The organism is Agrobacterium radiobacter (genome assembly GCF_040801995.1).
In the GTDB taxonomy this organism is placed as follows: domain Bacteria; phylum Pseudomonadota; class Alphaproteobacteria; order Rhizobiales; family Rhizobiaceae; genus Agrobacterium; species Agrobacterium radiobacter.
This window is the reverse complement of the sequence record NZ_JBEGHX010000002.1, coordinates 1425365-1441235: the sequence shown is the minus strand read 5'-3', so window position 1 is coordinate 1441235 and position 15871 is coordinate 1425365. Positions and strand designations below refer to the sequence as shown.

Here is a 15871-nt window from a genome sequence, read left to right as displayed (position 1 = left end):
CACTCACCACAGATAGAAGAATGCAAAGATGAAGACCCACACCAGATCGACGAAGTGCCAATAAAGCCCCATGATCTCGACGACCTCGTAGTGCCCCTTGCGGCTGGTGAAAAATCCCCGCCTTTCCTGTTCGAAATCTCCCCGCCATACCTTGCGCGCGATGATGAGGAGGAACAGCACGCCTATCGAGACATGGGTGCCGTGAAAGCCCGTGATCATGAAGAACGTCGAACCGAATTGCGCCGCACCCCATGGGTTTTCCCAGGGACGCACGCCTTCCTCGATCAGTTTCGTCCATTCGAATGCCTGCATTCCGACGAATGTCGCGCCAAGGAGGGCCGTTACCACCATCAGCGCCGCGGTTTTGCGACGGTCACGGCGGTATCCGAAGTTGACGGCCATGGCCATCGTGCCGCTGCTGCTGATGAGGACGAAGGTCATGATGGCAATCAGGATCAGCGGGATATCCTTGCCGCCAATCGTCAGCGCAAAAACCTCGCTCGGATTGGGCCAGGCGACGGTGGTCGACATGCGCGCGGCCATATAGGCCAGGAGGAAACAGCCGAAAATGAAGATGTCGCTGAGGATGAAGATCCACATCATCGCCTTGCCCCAGGAGACGTTCTTGAACGCCCGCTGGTCCGATGACAGATCGGCGGCAACGCCGCGCATTCCCGTGGGGCGCAGATGCGGATCGCTTGCTGGCCTTTCCATGGATGCGGTCATGATCGACACTCCTTAGAGGATTTCCAGTAAAAGTACGTAGCGTCCGGAAAATCTGATGCTTAGATAAAACTTAGAGCGGCGGGACCTGCTCCGGTTCATCTCCCGCCGCTCTAGCTGACCAATTGACGGCATAGATCGACAAAACTATTCGCCCAGCCGGCGAAGAGCGCAAAAAGGATCAGCCACACCACCAGCATGAAATGCCAGTAGATGGCGCACAGCTCCACGCTCAGGAGCATCCTTGCCAACAAGGGCTCGCTGCGGGCGCGGATTGCGGTGCGTCCAAGCACACAGAGCCCGCCCACTATATGCAGGCCGTGCAGCCCGGTGATCATGTAAAAGAAGCTGTTCGATGGGTTATCCGCCAGCACATAGCCTGCGGAGGTGAGTTGCCACCACGCCAGAAACTGCCCGGCAACGAAGAGAACGGCCGTCGCAAAGGCTGCCGCGAGAGCCATATTCAGCCTGTCGCGGCGACCGGCGCCGGCTTCGGTTTTCGCCCATTGCAGCGCCAGACTACTAGCGGCAAGCGTCGCAGTATTGGCCCATAACAGCCCGGGAATGGGGATGCCCCACCAGTCCGCGCCGCCCATGCGGCCGAGATAGGCGCTGATGAGCAGCGTGAACAGCGCGCCCACGACACCCAGAAAAATGCCGAGCCCAAGTTTCGCTATTGTCGCCGACGATCCCTGCATCTGCGGTGCATCGCCTGCCACCCCCACTTCCAGCCATGGCTTTGAAGTGAGCCGCTGCCCCGCCATCCACCAGGCGATGATGCCGGCAATACCCGCCATGAAGATGAGAATGGCGATCATGACAGGGCCCTCTCCGACGGCCCGGCCGCAGCCGGCTGGTTTTGCGGCAGGAAGTCCTCATCCGCGCCGGGCACGCTGTAGTCATAAGGCCAGCGATAGACGACCGGCAGCTCCTTGCCCCAGTTTCCATGAACGGGCGGGGTCTGCGGCGTTTGCCATTCCAGTGTCGTCGCCCGCCACGGATTGCCGCCCGCCTGTTTGCCCCAGCGAAGGCTCCAGGCGAGATTTAACAGGAACAGCAGTTGTGCGGCGCCAACAACCAGTGCTGCAACGGAGATGAACATGTTCAGCGTGTGTGCCGAGGGCGGAATGAAAGCGGCCTCGCCCAGTTCGTAATAACGGCGCGGCACGCCCATCAGGCCGAGATAATGCATCGGGAAGAAGATGGCGTAAGCGCCGAGAAAGGTGATCCAGAAGTGGATATGCCCCATCGCCACGTTCAGCATGCGGCCCGTGACTTTGGGATACCAATGGTGGATCGCGCCGAAAATCACCATGATCGGCGCGACCCCCATCACCATATGGAAATGCGCGACGACGAACATCGTATCCGAAAGCGGAACGTCTACGACGACATTGCCGAGGAAAAGACCGGTCAATCCGCCATTGATGAATGTGACGATGAAGGCGAGCGCAAACAGCATCGGCAAGTTCAGATGGATATCGCCGCGCCAGAGCGTCAGCACCCAGTTATAGACCTTGATCGCCGTCGGCACGGCGATGATCAGCGTCGTGGTCGCGAAAAAGAAGCCGAAATTCGGGTTCATGCCGCTGACATACATATGATGCGCCCAGACGACGAAGCTCAGCGCCGCGATGATGACGATCGCCCAGACCATCATCCGGTAACCGAAGATGTTCTTGCGTGCATGGGTGCTGATGAGATCCGAGACGATGCCGAAGGCCGGAAGTGCCACGATATAGACTTCCGGATGGCCGAAGAACCAGAACAGATGCTGGAAGAGGATGGGACTGCCGCCCTCCTGTTTCAGCTGTTCGCCCATCTCGACGATGGCGGGCATGAAGAAGCTCGTGCCGAGCAGCCGGTCGAACAACATCATGACGGCGGCAACGAGAAGCGCCGGGAAGGCGAGCAGCGCCATGGCGGTTGCCGTGAATATGCCCCATATCGTCAGGGGCATGCGCATCAACGTCATGCCGCGCGTGCGCCCTTGTAGCACCGTGACGACGTAATTCAGCCCGCCCAGGGTAAAGCCGATGATGAACAGGATCAGCGAGGACAACATCAGGATGATGCCCCAGTCGCGCCCGCCCGGCGTTCCCGATAAAAGCGCCTGCGGCGGATAGAGCGTCCAGCCAGCGCCCGTCGGCCCGCCAGGCGCGAAGAAACCGGCGACCAGCACGAGGACCGCGAGCAGGTAGAGCCAGTAGCTCAGCATGTTCGCATAGGGAAACACCATGTCGCGCGCGCCGAGCATCAGCGGGATCAGATAATTGCCGAAACCGCCGAGAAACAGCGCGGTAAGCAGGTAAATCACCATGATCATGCCGTGCATGGTGATGAACTGATAATAATGTTCCGCGTCGATGAAAGAGAAATAACCGGGAAAGCCGAGTTGCAGGCGCATCAACCAGGATAGCACCAGCGCCACCATGCCGATTGCCGTCGCGGTCAGGAAATATTGAATGGCGATGATCTTGGCATCCTGGCTGAAGACATATTTCGTCCACCAGCTTTTCGGGTGATAAAGCTCGACATCCTCGACCTCAGCGGGCTGGATGACCTGCCCCGCGCCGGATCCAATCTCGACCATCTTCCGTCCTCCCTGTTTCCTCCGACGCGGCTTTTCCGTTCAACGACGCATGGCGCTCATCTGGCTGCCGACTTTTCCGCCAAAGCGAGCGATTTCGAGAAAGTCGGTTGCTGCTGTAGCCAGGCCTGATAGTCAGCCTCGGTATCGACGACGACGGTGCCGCGCATCTGCGGATGGCCGACGCCGCACAATTCCGCGCAGAGAACCTCGAAGGTTCCTGTCCGCGTCGGGGTGAACCAGTAGTAGGTGACCGAACCGGGGATCATGTCCATCTTGGCCCGGAACTCCGGCACGTAGAAATCATGCACCACGTCAACCGCGCGCAGCAGCATCTTCACCGGCCTGCCGGCGGGTAAATGCAACTCGCCGCCTTCAACGATGACATCGTCCATTCCGGCGGGGTCGTTTCTGTTCAAACCGAGCGGATTGTCCGGCGCAATGGCGCGCGTGTCGGCCCGTCCGAGCCGGCCGTCCGCGCCGGGCAGCCGGAAACTCCATTGCCATTGCTGACCGACGACTTCCACCTCGCTGGCGCCATCAGGCACGGTCACGAACTGGTTCCACACGAAGAGGCCCGGCAGGAGCATGGCAGCCACCCCGACCCCGGTTCCTCCAGCAAGCCACCCCTCCAGGCGCTTGTTTTCAGGCTGGTATGCCGCCCGGTTTCCCGTGCGATGCCTGAAACGGAACACGCAATAGGCGACGAACAACACGATGGCCGAAAAAACGAAACCGGTGATCCAGAAGGTGATGATGATCGTATTGTCGATATAGCTCCAGTTGGAGGCAATCGGCGTCCACCACCAAGGGCTCAGCAGGTGGAATACGATCGATCCCACCACCAGCAGAACGAGAACCACAACGACAGCCATCGTCTCCTCCCCTGACACGGCCGCGACTATTTCTACAATCCTATCGCGAAACGTATTAGCATTATCTCATGAACAGTTCGGGCGAGCAATTGCGGCAACAGCAGCAGTTCGCCCCTCATTCGGCCCTATCCTGCCGATCCACCCCGGCGAGAAACAGCTCTTCAGCTCGCATCATTTCGCTACTTGGAGTATTGCTTCAGATAGGCGATGAGATTGGTGATGTCGGTGTCGTCCTTCACCCCGACAAAGGCCATTTTTGTGCCCTTCACCTTCGCCTTGGGGTCGTGCAGATAATCGCGAAATGATGTCTCGTCCCATACCAGCCCGGCCTTGCCCGCATCCTGCATCGCCTGCGAATAGGCGAAATTCGGATGGGTGCCGGCGGCTCTGCCGAACAGGCCGTTCAGTGAAGGTCCGACCTTGTTCTGGTCGGTTTCGGCGACATGACAAATGCCGCATTTTTTGAAAACGGTGGCGCCGGCGGCAGGGTCCCCCTCCTGTGCGTGCGCATCAAGCGGAAGGGTCGTGGCGAAAAGCAGACAGATGGCAAGAAAACGATACGACATGGCATCCTCACGCGCTCCATCGCCATCCCGGCCGCAACGGCTCCCTTAGGAGAGCCGCAACAGCGGGAAGGATGATCGACAGCTAGATTTCCGTTATGGGTTCAAGGCATACGGTTTGGATAAACGGGGACGATCAATTTCCGATAGAGGTGCCAGGTTGCATGTCCGAGGATGGGCATGATGACTGCAAGGCCGACGAAAACCGGGATTGTGCCGACGACGAGCAGCGCCGCGACGATCAACCCCCAAAGCGCAACTGGAACCGGATTGGCGAGCGTGGCGCGTATGCTCGCATCCACCGCCGCGACTGCGCCGACATCCCGGTCAAGCATCAGCGGGAACGCCACCACCGTTGTCGCCAGCACAATGACCGCGAAAACGAAACCGGCAAGATTCCCCCAGATTATCAGGGAAAGTCCCTCCGGGGTGGTCAGCACGTCTGACAGAAAGGTTGAGAGTGAAGCCGGACCGGCCGCATCGAACGTCGTGGTGTAGAGGTGCTGCGCCACAATCAGCCAGAGGGCGAAAAGCACGAACAGCATGACGGCGACCGCGATAATCGACGGCAGGGCCGGAGAGTGTCGAACCTCCAGCGCATGACGCCAGGAGCTATCCAACCCCTGCTCACGTCGTCGGCTGATTTCATAAAGACCGATGGCGGCGATCGGACCGATCAGCGCAAAACCTGACATCAAGGGATAAATCAGCGGCAGCAGATTGGCGCCGGAACTCCACATGACCAGAAAAACACCCGCAATCGGATACATAAGACAGAGAAAGACATAATGGGACGGCTTCTCTTTGAAGTCATCAAGTCCCAACTTCAATGCATCGACAATATCCGCGAAACCAATCTTGCGGACTTCGGGGCGAGTAAATTCACCGGTCGCACCGGCCATGACATGGAATGCCGTCATAGCACTTCTCCTCCTGCGCCATGATCCGGCTGGCGGCGTGGAAACGCCTGGAGACTTTATCCGCGCGTCAAACCGCAACCGGCTAAATTGTAATTTATCAAATCCGGGCGCCTTTGTCGCCTGTTCTTTAAATTAGAGAAATTAGATGCTCGTCGTCAGCGCGACCGGGGGCAACGCCGGTCCTCCGAAGACAATCCCGCCGGGGGGCTCCTCGCACCGGCAAGCTGGCCAGCCATGGAGGAAAACACCTCCACCGGCAGAGGCTGATCCGCTTCTTCATTTTTTTTCTTGAAAGGCGCCTAGCTTGCGAGCGCGAGGACAGAATGCTGATCGGCCGTATCAAAGGCGTGAATGGGGCCCGTCCGAGCATAATTCAAAACGAATTCAGTCTTCGGCGCATCCTTCTCTTTCACCGAGATCATAGATGCGTCCGGTGAGCCAGGCGGGCCAGTCCCGTTCAAAGAAGGATTTCTTGCTTTCATCGAAGACGCGGTTGGGACGCGTCGATGTCGCCATATCCTCACCTTCGAGCCTGACGACGATCTGCTCGCTTCGATGGTCGTCTTTCTCCCTGCGAAAGCGGAATTGATGCAAGGGTCCCGCATTGACGTTCGGAACCAGTTCACCGTCAGCATCGCAGATCGCGCGTGCGCCTCGGCTGCCGCCGCCATCGCGAATGAAGTAATCCAACGCCGTGAGCACGGCCTCGGACGCAATCGCCATCTGTTGCCACTGAACGGCGCGAACCGCCTCGGCAGCCCGTCCGTAAGCAATCCCGTTCGAGCGGATCGTCGCATTGAGCGAACGCGCCCCGGCAAGCGCCTGCGAAACGCTTTCGGCATCGCATATCATCCCCGCCTTATCGCTCATGCGGGACTGGATTTCGGTGCGGATGTTCTTGGCGGACAGGCGACTATCCTCCTTCAGAATGGCGAGAAGGTCATTGATGCCCGCTAATGCCGCCGCCTCAATATTTGCCGATGACGGGGATTTCGCGCGGCGACTTGCGCCGATATGTTCGGCCGCGCGTGTGCCGAATACCTGCCCGGCATTCAGCGCCGCACCACCCGGACGTGTCACACCATGCGTACCTGCGGCCTCGCCGACAGAATAGCAGCCCGTCAGGTTGGTCCGCCCCCAGGTATCGACCATGATGCCGCCGTTCATGTGCTGGTTGTTCACCGCAAATTCCAGCGGCTCGCTGGCGATGTCGATCTTGTAGCGCCGGTAGAGTTCGATCGCGAGCGGGTTCATATGCTTCAACCGGTCGATCGGCCGTTCCTTCATCGCGCCGGCGTTTTCGATGTAGCTGCTGACGTCTGCGTCGAGACGGTCAAGGCTGAACGGAAGATCGCCGGGCACCGCCAGCGGATTGCGATTGAAGTCCATAAAGACCCGCCGCCCGGCCGCCGACTCGCGGAAGATCGCAAGGTCGACCAGACTTGAACCGAAATCGAGCATACGGGTCGAATGGAAGGGCCATTGATAGCCCTTTCGGAAAATGTTGGAGGCCATTTCCTGCGTATTGCGATAGTAGTCCGCCAGAAAATGATGCTCTTTGCCCCCGGCATCCAGCGAATAAATATGCGGGATGGCCTGAACATAGGTTCCCGACAGGTTCCAGGGAAATCCCTCCCGTCGGGTGCCTATACCGAACTGGCTTTCCGTGAGGTTGACGAGGTCTATCCCCGCCTCCAGCGCCAGCCCCAGAGAACCAAAACAGCCATTGGGATAAACGCTGTCGCGATAAAGCTCGCCCGGTCCGCCGGCTGCAAGCACAATCACCGGACACACGAAGAGAGCAATCCCGAACGGGTTGGTATCGCTGCGCTCATGGGGCTGCATGGCGAGGACGCCGACGACCCGTCTTTCGTCATTCAAACCTTCGGTCAGTATTTTGACGACGGTGGTATGATTGTGAAACGGGATATCCAGACGGATCGCTTCATCCGCAAGCACCTTGACCATCAGCCGCGATGTGCGGGGGCCGCAACTGGTCGCCCGGCCGACTTCGTCGTGGTCGGTCTGATATCGCAGCGTCCCGCCCAGCGGGTCCTGCGGCAGGGGCAGCCCGAGGAATTGCAGGGAGGCCATCATGCGCGCCGATCCCACCGCCTCGACATAGGCGGTATCCTCATCCATGGCGCCGCCGCTGCGGATGGCGCGCGCCATTGCCTTGAAGTTGTCGCCCTGATCGGCCGTGTTCGCGGTGTGGAGCGTTTGTTTGTCGGATCCGGAACAGGCGGATGTCCCACCCCACGCGCTCTGGCTGAGGATGACGACGTCATCGCCGCGCCGCTTCATTTCCACCGCAGTCCGCAGCCCGGCGGCACCGGAGCCGACCACGACGCAGCCGGCGCGATGAACCGGGACATCGATGCCACCGAGCACGATCATCTCCTTGGGACCGGGCGCTTTCGGCAAACGCGGCATGTTCACATCCGTGAGCGCGTCAAGAATATGCTGCGGGACGGTCGCGTCCATGAGCGTTGTACTCCTCGTAAATTGCCTTGCAGGCTTCGTCTCGGGTTCGCATCAAGACCGCCTGATCGCGGAATGACTATCGAACCTGCGCGCGCGCCCTTGGACGCGTTTCATTGCGTTCGTGCGAGAAAATCGCCGGTGCAAGGGGGGCAAGTCCTCTTATCAGGTCCGCGCCCTTCTCTCCGACCATGATCGTCGGCGCATTGGTGTTGCACGAGGGAACGCGCGGCATGACGGAGGAATCGCAGACGCGCAGTCCTTCAAGACCGTGTACCTTGAGATCAAGGCCGACGACTGATTCCGGCCCGTTGCCCATCTTGCAGGTGCCGACGGGATGGTGATCGGTCTTGGCATTCGCGCAGCCGTATTCGAAAAGCTCATCATCCGTCATGACCTTGGGGCCGGGCAGACGTTCCGCCATGATGTATGGCTTCAACGCCGCCTGCTGGAATATCTCGCGGGCGATCTTGAGACCTTCCAGTGACATCTTCCGGTCATGGGGATCGGACCAGTAATTGGGATCGATCAACGGCGCGGCGGCCGGATCGGAGGATGACAGCCGCACGGTTCCGCGCGATCTGGGATGAAGATAGGCGGAATTCAGCGTGACCCCGGCGTTTTTCAGCCGCTCCACGCCCGCCTCGATACCCGACCCCAATCCCAGATGGAACTGGATATCCGGCGAGCGCGCGTCCGGGTCCGCATACCAGAAACCGCCCGTTTCAAACAGCGAGGAGGCAACCGGGCCGGTGCGGAACAGAATATATTCAAGCCCCGCCCATATCGTCCGGTGAAGTTTGGCGACGCCGTCATAGGTATGGTCGCCGGTGCATTCGGCAATCACGAAAAGATCGAGATGATCCTGCAGGTTCGAACCGACGCCGGGCAGGTCATGCAGCACCTTCACGCCCACGGATTTCAGATGGTCCGCCGGGCCGATACCCGATTGCTGCAGGAGCTTGGGGGAGCCGATCGCGCCGGAAGAGACGAGGACTTCCCGTTCGGCGCGGATGATTTCCGAGCCGGATTTTCCGACAACCTCGACCCCTATGGCGCGTTTTCCTTCCAGAACGATGCGGGAGACGCGTGCGCCGAGTTTGATCGTCAGGTTCTTGCGATGCCGGATCGGGTTGAGATAGGCGAGTGATGCGGACGACCGGCGCCGGTTGCGCTGCGTGAGCTGATAGAAGCCGACGCCGGCCTGCTGCCGGCCGTTGAAATCGTGATTATAGGGCATGCCGAGTTCCTGGCCTGCTCGAATGTAAGCATCGCAGATGGGCAGGGCCGAAACCGGCATCGAGACGCCAAGCGGTCCGCCATAGGAATGATAGTCGTCGGCGAAACGCTGATTGTCTTCGGCGCGTTTATAATAGGGCAGGATGTCGCGATAGCTCCAGCCTTCACAGCCATCCTCGGAGACCCATGTGTCGTAATCGGCCGCATTGCCGCGCGTATAAAGCTGGGCATTGATCGATGAGCCGCCGCCCAGCACCTTGGCCTGGGTGTACCGCAACACCCTGCCCTTCATGTGCTTTTGCGGCACCGTCTCCCAACCCCAGCTCGCCACGCCTTTGGTCATTTTGGCAAAACCGGCCGGCATGTGGAAAAGCGGATTCCAGTCCCCTCCACCGGCTTCGAGCAGCAGGACGTTGACATCGGGGTCTTCGCTCAAACGGTTTGCAAGCACACATCCTGCGGGGCCGGCACCGATGATAATATAGTCGAAACGCATCGAACTATCCTGTTACACTTGAGTAATCTGATGGCCGCCATCGGCATAAAGCGGCATCGCGGCCATGAAATGCGGGGTCGTCAGCCTCATGGGGCGAGGTCCTCCGTCGAGATATGATGGGCAACCCTCAGCGCCTGGCTCGCAATGGTGAGCGCCGGATTGACGGCTGCCGACGTCGGCAGAAAGCTGGCATCGACAACGAAAAGATTGCGGTGGTCATGGGAACGGCAGAAGGGGTCGAGCGGTGCAGCCGCCGGGTCGTTGCCCATGCGGATCGTGCCGCACTGATGCGACGGCGTGCGTTTATCGAAAGGTTTCGACAAGACGATCGGGAAACCGACCGATTTGAGGATGCCTTTGAGTTTCGCAACCAGCGCCAGATGAGCGTCCCAGTTGGTTCGCCGCCAGTGGAGAACGATGCGGTTTCCGTCAACCATTATCCGGCTGTCCGGATGAGGGATATCTTCGCTCATCGCGTAGAAATCGATCGCGTGTCCGGTCAGTTGCCGGAGCAACCATTCCGGCACGCGGGGCATTGCCCCCTTCAAGATCGCCGGAGAAATCTTGCCGAGCAGTTGGACGTTGCCAAGAGGCGGCCCGCCCTCACCGTCGGACAGATAGAAGTCATTGAAGCCGAATGTCTTTTGATAGACGGCCGTGTTGCGGAAGCTTGGCGACACGGCAATTACAGCCGACGAATTGTGGTTCATGAAGTTTCGCCCGACCTGATCGGAGGAATTCGCAAGACCCTTCGGATATCGTTCATCCGCCGAGCGGAGCAGCAGCACGGCCGACTGCACGGCTCCCGCAGACAGGATCACCAGTTTTGCCGTAACCGAGCGGGCCTCGCCGTGCTGTTCATAATGGACGCGCTCAATGCGGCCGCTCGCGCCAGCCTCAAGTCTGGTTACTCTCGCGGATGTTTCGATTTTGACGTTCGGATATTCAAGGGCTTTGAGAAGTGCCGCAGTCTCCGCATCCATCTTGCCATCGCGAGAATTCGGATGGGCATCCCACGGCGTCCGACCTTTCAAGAGCCATTTTTCGATATCGATGGCCAAGGGCAGGGAGAACGGATGCAAACCCTTCGCCTTCAGGCGTGCCCGCACATCCGCCACCGGCGGCTCGTCCGCAACGGGAGAAAATGAATATGCGGCGGAATGTTCGGGTTCGGTCGGGTCCGCGCCCAGCTCGCCGCGAACCTGATACATTGCCTCCGCCTTGCTGTACCAGGGTTCCAGCTCCTCGTAAGCGAACGGCCAGGCGGGCGAAACGCCTTCCCTATGCCTGATCTCACTGAAGTCTTCCTTGCGATAACGGGACAGCACCGCGCCGTAGAATTTCGAATTTCCGCCGACATTGTAATAATTACCGGGATTGAACGCAGCGCCATTGGCCTCGTACCAGCTCTCCTTGGGGCGAAAATGGCCCTTTTGAAAGATGGCGCGCTGGTCGCGATTGACCGGGCTGTCGGCGATGTAATCGCCGGCTTCAAGGATCAGGATGTCGGCACCTGTCGCCGCAAGCCCGGCGGCAGCCGTCGCGCCGCCGATACCGGAGCCGATAATGACAATGTCTGGACTGTTCATCATGCTGTTACCAAATACTTCAGGCGATACGCACCTGGCTCGTCGGATCGAAGAACACGGCCTTGTCGAGGTTGAAGGCAAGACGGGCGTTCTGGCCGGCGTGAATGCGGGCATCGGCGCGCAGGCGGGCAACGACCTCCTTGCCGCCGAGCTTGGTGACGGCGAATGTGTCCGATCCGGCCGGTTCCACGACCTCGATGTGGCATTCTCCCTCGGCAAGCGTTCTGGCGTTCCGGTCCGCCCCTTCCGGGTCTGTCAGCGCTTCTGGACGAATGCCGAAAATGACCTGCCGGCCGGTATGAGACGCCAGCGCCTCCTTGCCGGCAGCGACTGGAAGGCGCATCGGCTCGCCATCGGGTCTGGCAAGGGAAACGGAAAGACCGGACGCGTCCTGCTCAATGGTGCCCGTCAGAAGGTTCATGGCGGGCGAGCCCATGAAATCGGCAACGAACATGTTTGCCGGATTATTGTAAATCTCGGCGGGCGAGCCGAATTGTTGCAGAACGCCGTCCTTCAGAACCGCGATCTTCGTCGCCAGCGTCATCGCCTCGATCTGATCGTGGGTCACGTAGACGATCGTCGTCTTCATCCGCTGGTGAAGCCGCTTGATCTCGGTGCGCATATCGACGCGCAGCTTGGCGTCGAGGTTGGACAGCGGCTCATCGAAAAGAAAGACCTGCGGATTGCGCACCAGCGCACGCCCCATGGCGACGCGCTGCCTTTGGCCGCCTGACAATTGGCTCGGCTTGCGGTCAAGGAGATGGCCGATCTGGAGAATATCGGCAACCTGCTTGATCGCCTTTTCGCGCTCTTCCTTGGGAACCTTGCGGATCTCCATGCCAAAGGCGATGTTCCCGGCAACGGTCATGTTTGGATAGAGCGCGTAGGACTGAAACACCATGGCGATATCCCGCTGCGACGGCGGCAGACCGGCAACGTTGCGCCCATTGATCGAGATCGTGCCTGACGTGATGGGTTCCAGCCCGGCAATCGTGTTGAGCAGGGTGGACTTGCCGCAGCCGGAAGGCCCGACGAGCACCAGAAAGCCGCCCTCCTCGATTTCGATATTGATGTCCTTTAGAATTTCCAGCGCGCCGTAGGACTTGCGCAGATGAGAGATTTCGAGAAACGACATGGTTTATCCTTTCACAGCGCCGGACATGAGACCCCGTACGAAGTAGCGGCCGGAGACGATGTAAACGATGAGGGTTGGGAGGGCGGCGAGGATCGCGCCCGCGAAATGGACGTTGTATTCCTTGACCCCCGTGGACGAGGACACGAGATTGTTGAGCGCCACCGTCATCGGGGTCGAAGACGCACCCGAAAAAGAGGCGCCGAACAGGAAGTCGTTCCAGATATTTGTGAACTGCCAGATGACCGAGACCACGATGATCGGTCCCGATGACGGCAGCAGGATGCGGCGGAAAATCTGGAAGAAACTCGCACCGTCGATCTGCGCCGCCCGGACGAGCTCCGTCGGGAAGGCTTCATAGTAGTTGCGGAAATAGAGCGTGGTGAAACCGAGACCATAGATGACATGCACCATGATCAGGCCCCAGATCGAACCGGCCAAACCCAGCGTACCAAGGATGCGCGCCATGGGGATCAGCACGATCTGGAACGGGATGAAGCATGAAAGCAGCAGCAGCCCGAAGAAGACGTTCGAACCGCGAAAGCTCCACTTGGTCAGAACGTAACCGTTCAGCGCGCCGACGATGGTGGAGATCGCGACAGCCGGAACGACCATCAGGATCGAATTGATGAAGAAGGGCTTGAGACCCGTCGGCTGAACGCCGATCTGCGCCGTGGACCAAGCGGAGAGCCACGGCTCGACGGTCCAAACCTGCGGCAGGTTCAACATGCCGCCCTGGCGGATTTCGTCCAGGGGTTTCAGCGAATTGACCACCATCACGTAGAGCGGCAGCATGTAGTAGAGGGCGAAGAATATCAGCGCCAGATAGATCAGTGCGCGCGTCAGATGGCCGTGGCTGATTGCATTTTGTTGGTTTGGAGCGCCGCTCATCAGCGTTTCCCTCCGCGAATTTCCGAATAGAGATAGGGCACGATGATCGAGAAGATCATGATGAGCATGATGATCGCCGACGATGCACCGATGCCCATGGAGTTGCGCGTGAACGTGTAGGAATACATGAATGTCGCCGGCAGCTCGGTCGCCTGCCCCGGCCCGCCGCCGGTCAAGGCGACCACAAGGTCGTAGGCCTTGATGGCGAGGTGAGCGAGAACGACGAATGCGGACAGGAAGACCGGGCGCATGAGTGGAATGATGATGCGGCGATAGGTCATGACGGTGGACGCGCCGTCGATCTGGGCCGCCTTGATGATTTCATTGTCGACGCCGCGAAGGCCGGCCAGAAACATCGCCATGACAAAGCCCGAGGACTGCCAGACGGCGGCGATCACCACGCAGTAGATGGCGTAGTTGCGGTCCTTGATCCACGCAAACTGGAAGCTTTCCCATCCCCACAGATGCATGGTGTTCTGCAGGCCGATGCCGGGGTCCAGAAACCACTTCCACGCTGTACCCGTGACGATAAAAGACAGCGCCATGGGATAGAGATAGATCGGCCGCAGGAAGCCTTCACCCCGGATTTTCTGGTCGAGCAGGATCGCCAGAAACAGGCCGAGAACCGAGCAGATGATGATGTAAAGCGACGCGAAGATCGCCAGGTTGCTGATCGCCCGCCACCAGTGCGGCAGCGCCCAGAGCCGCTGGTAATTCAGAAGCCCGACGAAATTGTGGGAGGGCAGCATCTTACTGTCCGTCAACGACAGGAAACCCGTATAGGCGATGAAGCCGTATACAAAAATGATAATGACGACGAAGCTTGGAGCCAGAACAAGCTTCGGTAACAGCTCCTGAAGTCGACTACGACCAGTCATCGCGCAGATATCCTTGATCCTTGAAACAGCGCCCGATGCTTGCCGTTTCCATCAGTTGGGTAGCCGAAGGCGACAGGCTGCCTGCAAGGCGCCCGGACGGTTCGACTGCGATTTCATGCGAGCATTGGTGCGGCGGGGGCATGCCCCCACCGCATTTTCGCGCGTTTACTTTGCGGCCGCGACGGCAGCCGGCAGTTCGACGATTGCTTCATCCGGCGTCAGTTCGCCGTTGAATTCACGGGTAACGACGTCATAGATCGCGTTCTTGACGGCGGCCGGGTTGGCGTGACCGTGGGCCATCGAGCCGAAGAGCTTGCCGCTCTTGTCAGCCTCGGCAAGGTCGGCAATCGCCTTCTTGCCGCAGGCGTCAAAGGCCTCGTTCGACACATCGGACCGGGCCGGAGCCGAACCCTTCACGACATTGAATGCCGACTGGAAGGTCGGGCTTTCGATTGCCGCCGCCATTTCCATCTGCGCTGGCACCTTGTCGGCAGCGACCTTGAACATGGCGAACTGGTCGGAGTTGAAGGTCACCGCACCCTGCGTTTCAGGATAACGGACGCAGACAAAGTCCGTGCCCGGCACCTTCTTCGCCTTGACGAATTCACCCTTCGCCCAGTCGCCCATGAACTGAACGCCGGCCTTGCCTTCGATGACCATGGCGGAAGCAAGGTTCCAGTCGCGACCGGAGAAGTTGTCATCCACGTAGGAGCGAAGCTTCGTCATGCGCTCGAAAGCGGTCTTCATCTTCTCGCCGCCAAGTGCTGCCGGGTCGAGGTCGATGAACGCCTGCTTGTAGAAATCCGTGCCGAGCGACAGCACGACCGCGTCGAAGATCGTTGCGTCCTGCCATGGCTGTCCACCGGCGGCGATAGGCGTGATGCCCTGCGCCTTGAAGTTGTCGAGCATGGCGATCAGTTCGTCCCAGTTCTTGGGCTCCTTGCCGCCGGCCTTGTCGAGCGCCGCCTTGTTGATCCACATCCAGTTGGTCGAATGCACATTCACGGGTGCGGCAATCCAGTGGCCGTCATATTTCGAGAAGCGCTGCAGGGCTTTCGGAATGACCTTGTCCCAGCCATCCTTGGCCGCCAGTTCATCGAGATTGCCGAGAGCGCCTTCTTTCGCCCAGTCCTGAATGTCGAAACCCAGCATCTGGACTGCGGTCGGCGCGTTGCCGGCGGTAACGCGGGCGCGCAGCACCGTCATCGCTTCGGTGCCGCCGCCGCCGGCGACAGGCATATCGGTCCAGGAAATATTCTTCGCCTCTAGGTCCTTCTTGAGGACGTCGAGCGCGGCAGCCTCGCCGCCGGACGTCCACCAATGCAGGACTTCAACACTCTCCGCCGCCTGTGCGGCGCCGGCCATCATGGACACTGCCAATGCAGTGCCTGTCAGAAATTTGCGCATATGTTCCTCCCATTGTCGCAAATTAAAGCGAGGAATACCCCGCCCCGTCACCCGTCCTCCTCGGACGCAGTCAGTCTAACCGGCTAG

Annotated in this window: 13 protein-coding genes; all 13 read right to left on the bottom strand. The window is 59.6% G+C overall.

Going from position 1 to position 15871, the window contains the following annotated elements:
- Nucleotides 1-3 precede the first annotated feature (3 nt).
- Nucleotides 4-726 carry a heme-copper oxidase subunit III family protein gene (locus MRBLRC7O_RS20440; RefSeq protein ID WP_111820473.1) on the bottom strand — a complete coding sequence of 241 codons (723 nt, stop codon included), beginning with the start codon at nt 724-726 and terminating at the stop codon, nt 4-6.
- Between the two features lie 110 nt (nt 727-836).
- On the bottom strand, nt 837-1541 hold the full coding sequence (locus tag MRBLRC7O_RS20435; RefSeq protein ID WP_020813019.1) for a cytochrome c oxidase subunit 3: 705 nt from the start codon (nt 1539-1541) through the stop codon (nt 837-839).
- Nucleotides 1538-3316: a cytochrome c oxidase subunit I gene (locus tag MRBLRC7O_RS20430; RefSeq protein ID WP_080864577.1), complete on the bottom strand. Its 1779-nt coding sequence runs from the start codon at nt 3314-3316 to the stop codon at nt 1538-1540. The genes MRBLRC7O_RS20435 and MRBLRC7O_RS20430 overlap by 4 nt, the downstream gene beginning before the upstream one ends.
- Nucleotides 3317-3372: 56 nt before the next feature.
- Nucleotides 3373-4188, bottom strand: coding sequence for a cytochrome c oxidase subunit II (locus tag MRBLRC7O_RS20425; protein WP_020813021.1), 816 nt, complete (start codon nt 4186-4188; stop codon nt 3373-3375).
- A 179-nt stretch (nt 4189-4367) separates the two neighbouring features.
- The gene (locus tag MRBLRC7O_RS20420) at nt 4368-4754 is read right to left on the bottom strand and encodes a c-type cytochrome (protein WP_020813022.1); all 387 of its coding nucleotides are present in this window, start codon (nt 4752-4754) and stop codon (nt 4368-4370) included.
- Nucleotides 4755-4855: 101 nt separating this feature from the next.
- Nucleotides 4856-5671 carry a DUF2189 domain-containing protein gene (locus MRBLRC7O_RS20415; RefSeq protein ID WP_020813023.1) on the bottom strand — a complete coding sequence of 272 codons (816 nt, stop codon included), beginning with the start codon at nt 5669-5671 and terminating at the stop codon, nt 4856-4858.
- Nucleotides 5672-6055: 384 nt separating this feature from the next.
- The gene (locus tag MRBLRC7O_RS20410; RefSeq protein ID WP_020813024.1) at nt 6056-8155 is read right to left on the bottom strand and encodes an FAD-dependent oxidoreductase; all 2100 of its coding nucleotides are present in this window, start codon (nt 8153-8155) and stop codon (nt 6056-6058) included.
- Between the two features lie 76 nt (nt 8156-8231).
- Nucleotides 8232-9887 carry a GMC family oxidoreductase gene (locus tag MRBLRC7O_RS20405; protein ID WP_111820474.1) on the bottom strand — a complete coding sequence of 552 codons (1656 nt, stop codon included), beginning with the start codon at nt 9885-9887 and terminating at the stop codon, nt 8232-8234.
- 86 nt (nt 9888-9973) lie between these two features.
- Nucleotides 9974-11479, bottom strand: a complete 1506-nt coding sequence (locus tag MRBLRC7O_RS20400; RefSeq protein ID WP_111820475.1) for a GMC oxidoreductase — start codon at nt 11477-11479, stop codon at nt 9974-9976.
- Between the two features lie 16 nt (nt 11480-11495).
- A complete protein-coding gene (locus MRBLRC7O_RS20395) occupies nt 11496-12611 on the bottom strand; it encodes an ABC transporter ATP-binding protein (protein ID WP_111820476.1) in 1116 nt (371 codons plus the stop codon).
- A 3-nt stretch (nt 12612-12614) separates the two neighbouring features.
- On the bottom strand, nt 12615-13499 hold the full coding sequence (locus MRBLRC7O_RS20390) for a carbohydrate ABC transporter permease (RefSeq protein ID WP_111817593.1): 885 nt from the start codon (nt 13497-13499) through the stop codon (nt 12615-12617).
- Nucleotides 13499-14377, bottom strand: a complete 879-nt coding sequence (locus MRBLRC7O_RS20385; protein WP_111820477.1) for a carbohydrate ABC transporter permease — start codon at nt 14375-14377, stop codon at nt 13499-13501. Before MRBLRC7O_RS20385 ends, MRBLRC7O_RS20390 begins: the two co-directional genes overlap by 1 nt.
- 165 nt (nt 14378-14542) lie before the next feature.
- A complete protein-coding gene (locus tag MRBLRC7O_RS20380; protein ID WP_020813028.1) occupies nt 14543-15784 on the bottom strand; it encodes an ABC transporter substrate-binding protein in 1242 nt (413 codons plus the stop codon).
- Nucleotides 15785-15871 lie beyond the last annotated feature (87 nt).

Coding starts and splice junctions, on each gene's coding strand:
- MRBLRC7O_RS20385 (WP_111820477.1), bottom strand. CDS start 14,377: ATGACTGGTCGTAGTCGACTTCAGGAGCTGTTACCGAAGCTTGTTCTG.
- MRBLRC7O_RS20430 (WP_080864577.1), bottom strand. CDS start 3,316: ATGGTCGAGATTGGATCCGGCGCGGGGCAGGTCATCCAGCCCGCTGAG.
- MRBLRC7O_RS20380 (WP_020813028.1), bottom strand. CDS start 15,784: ATGCGCAAATTTCTGACAGGCACTGCATTGGCAGTGTCCATGATGGCC.
- MRBLRC7O_RS20415 (WP_020813023.1), bottom strand. CDS start 5,671: ATGACGGCATTCCATGTCATGGCCGGTGCGACCGGTGAATTTACTCGC.
- MRBLRC7O_RS20410 (WP_020813024.1), bottom strand. CDS start 8,155: ATGGACGCGACCGTCCCGCAGCATATTCTTGACGCGCTCACGGATGTG.
- MRBLRC7O_RS20425 (WP_020813021.1), bottom strand. CDS start 4,188: ATGGCTGTCGTTGTGGTTCTCGTTCTGCTGGTGGTGGGATCGATCGTA.
- MRBLRC7O_RS20395 (WP_111820476.1), bottom strand. CDS start 12,611: ATGTCGTTTCTCGAAATCTCTCATCTGCGCAAGTCCTACGGCGCGCTG.
- MRBLRC7O_RS20420 (WP_020813022.1), bottom strand. CDS start 4,754: ATGTCGTATCGTTTTCTTGCCATCTGTCTGCTTTTCGCCACGACCCTT.
- MRBLRC7O_RS20390 (WP_111817593.1), bottom strand. CDS start 13,499: ATGAGCGGCGCTCCAAACCAACAAAATGCAATCAGCCACGGCCATCTG.
- MRBLRC7O_RS20435 (WP_020813019.1), bottom strand. CDS start 1,541: ATGATCGCCATTCTCATCTTCATGGCGGGTATTGCCGGCATCATCGCC.
- MRBLRC7O_RS20405 (WP_111820474.1), bottom strand. CDS start 9,887: ATGCGTTTCGACTATATTATCATCGGTGCCGGCCCCGCAGGATGTGTG.
- MRBLRC7O_RS20440 (WP_111820473.1), bottom strand. CDS start 726: ATGACCGCATCCATGGAAAGGCCAGCAAGCGATCCGCATCTGCGCCCC.
- MRBLRC7O_RS20400 (WP_111820475.1), bottom strand. CDS start 11,479: ATGATGAACAGTCCAGACATTGTCATTATCGGCTCCGGTATCGGCGGC.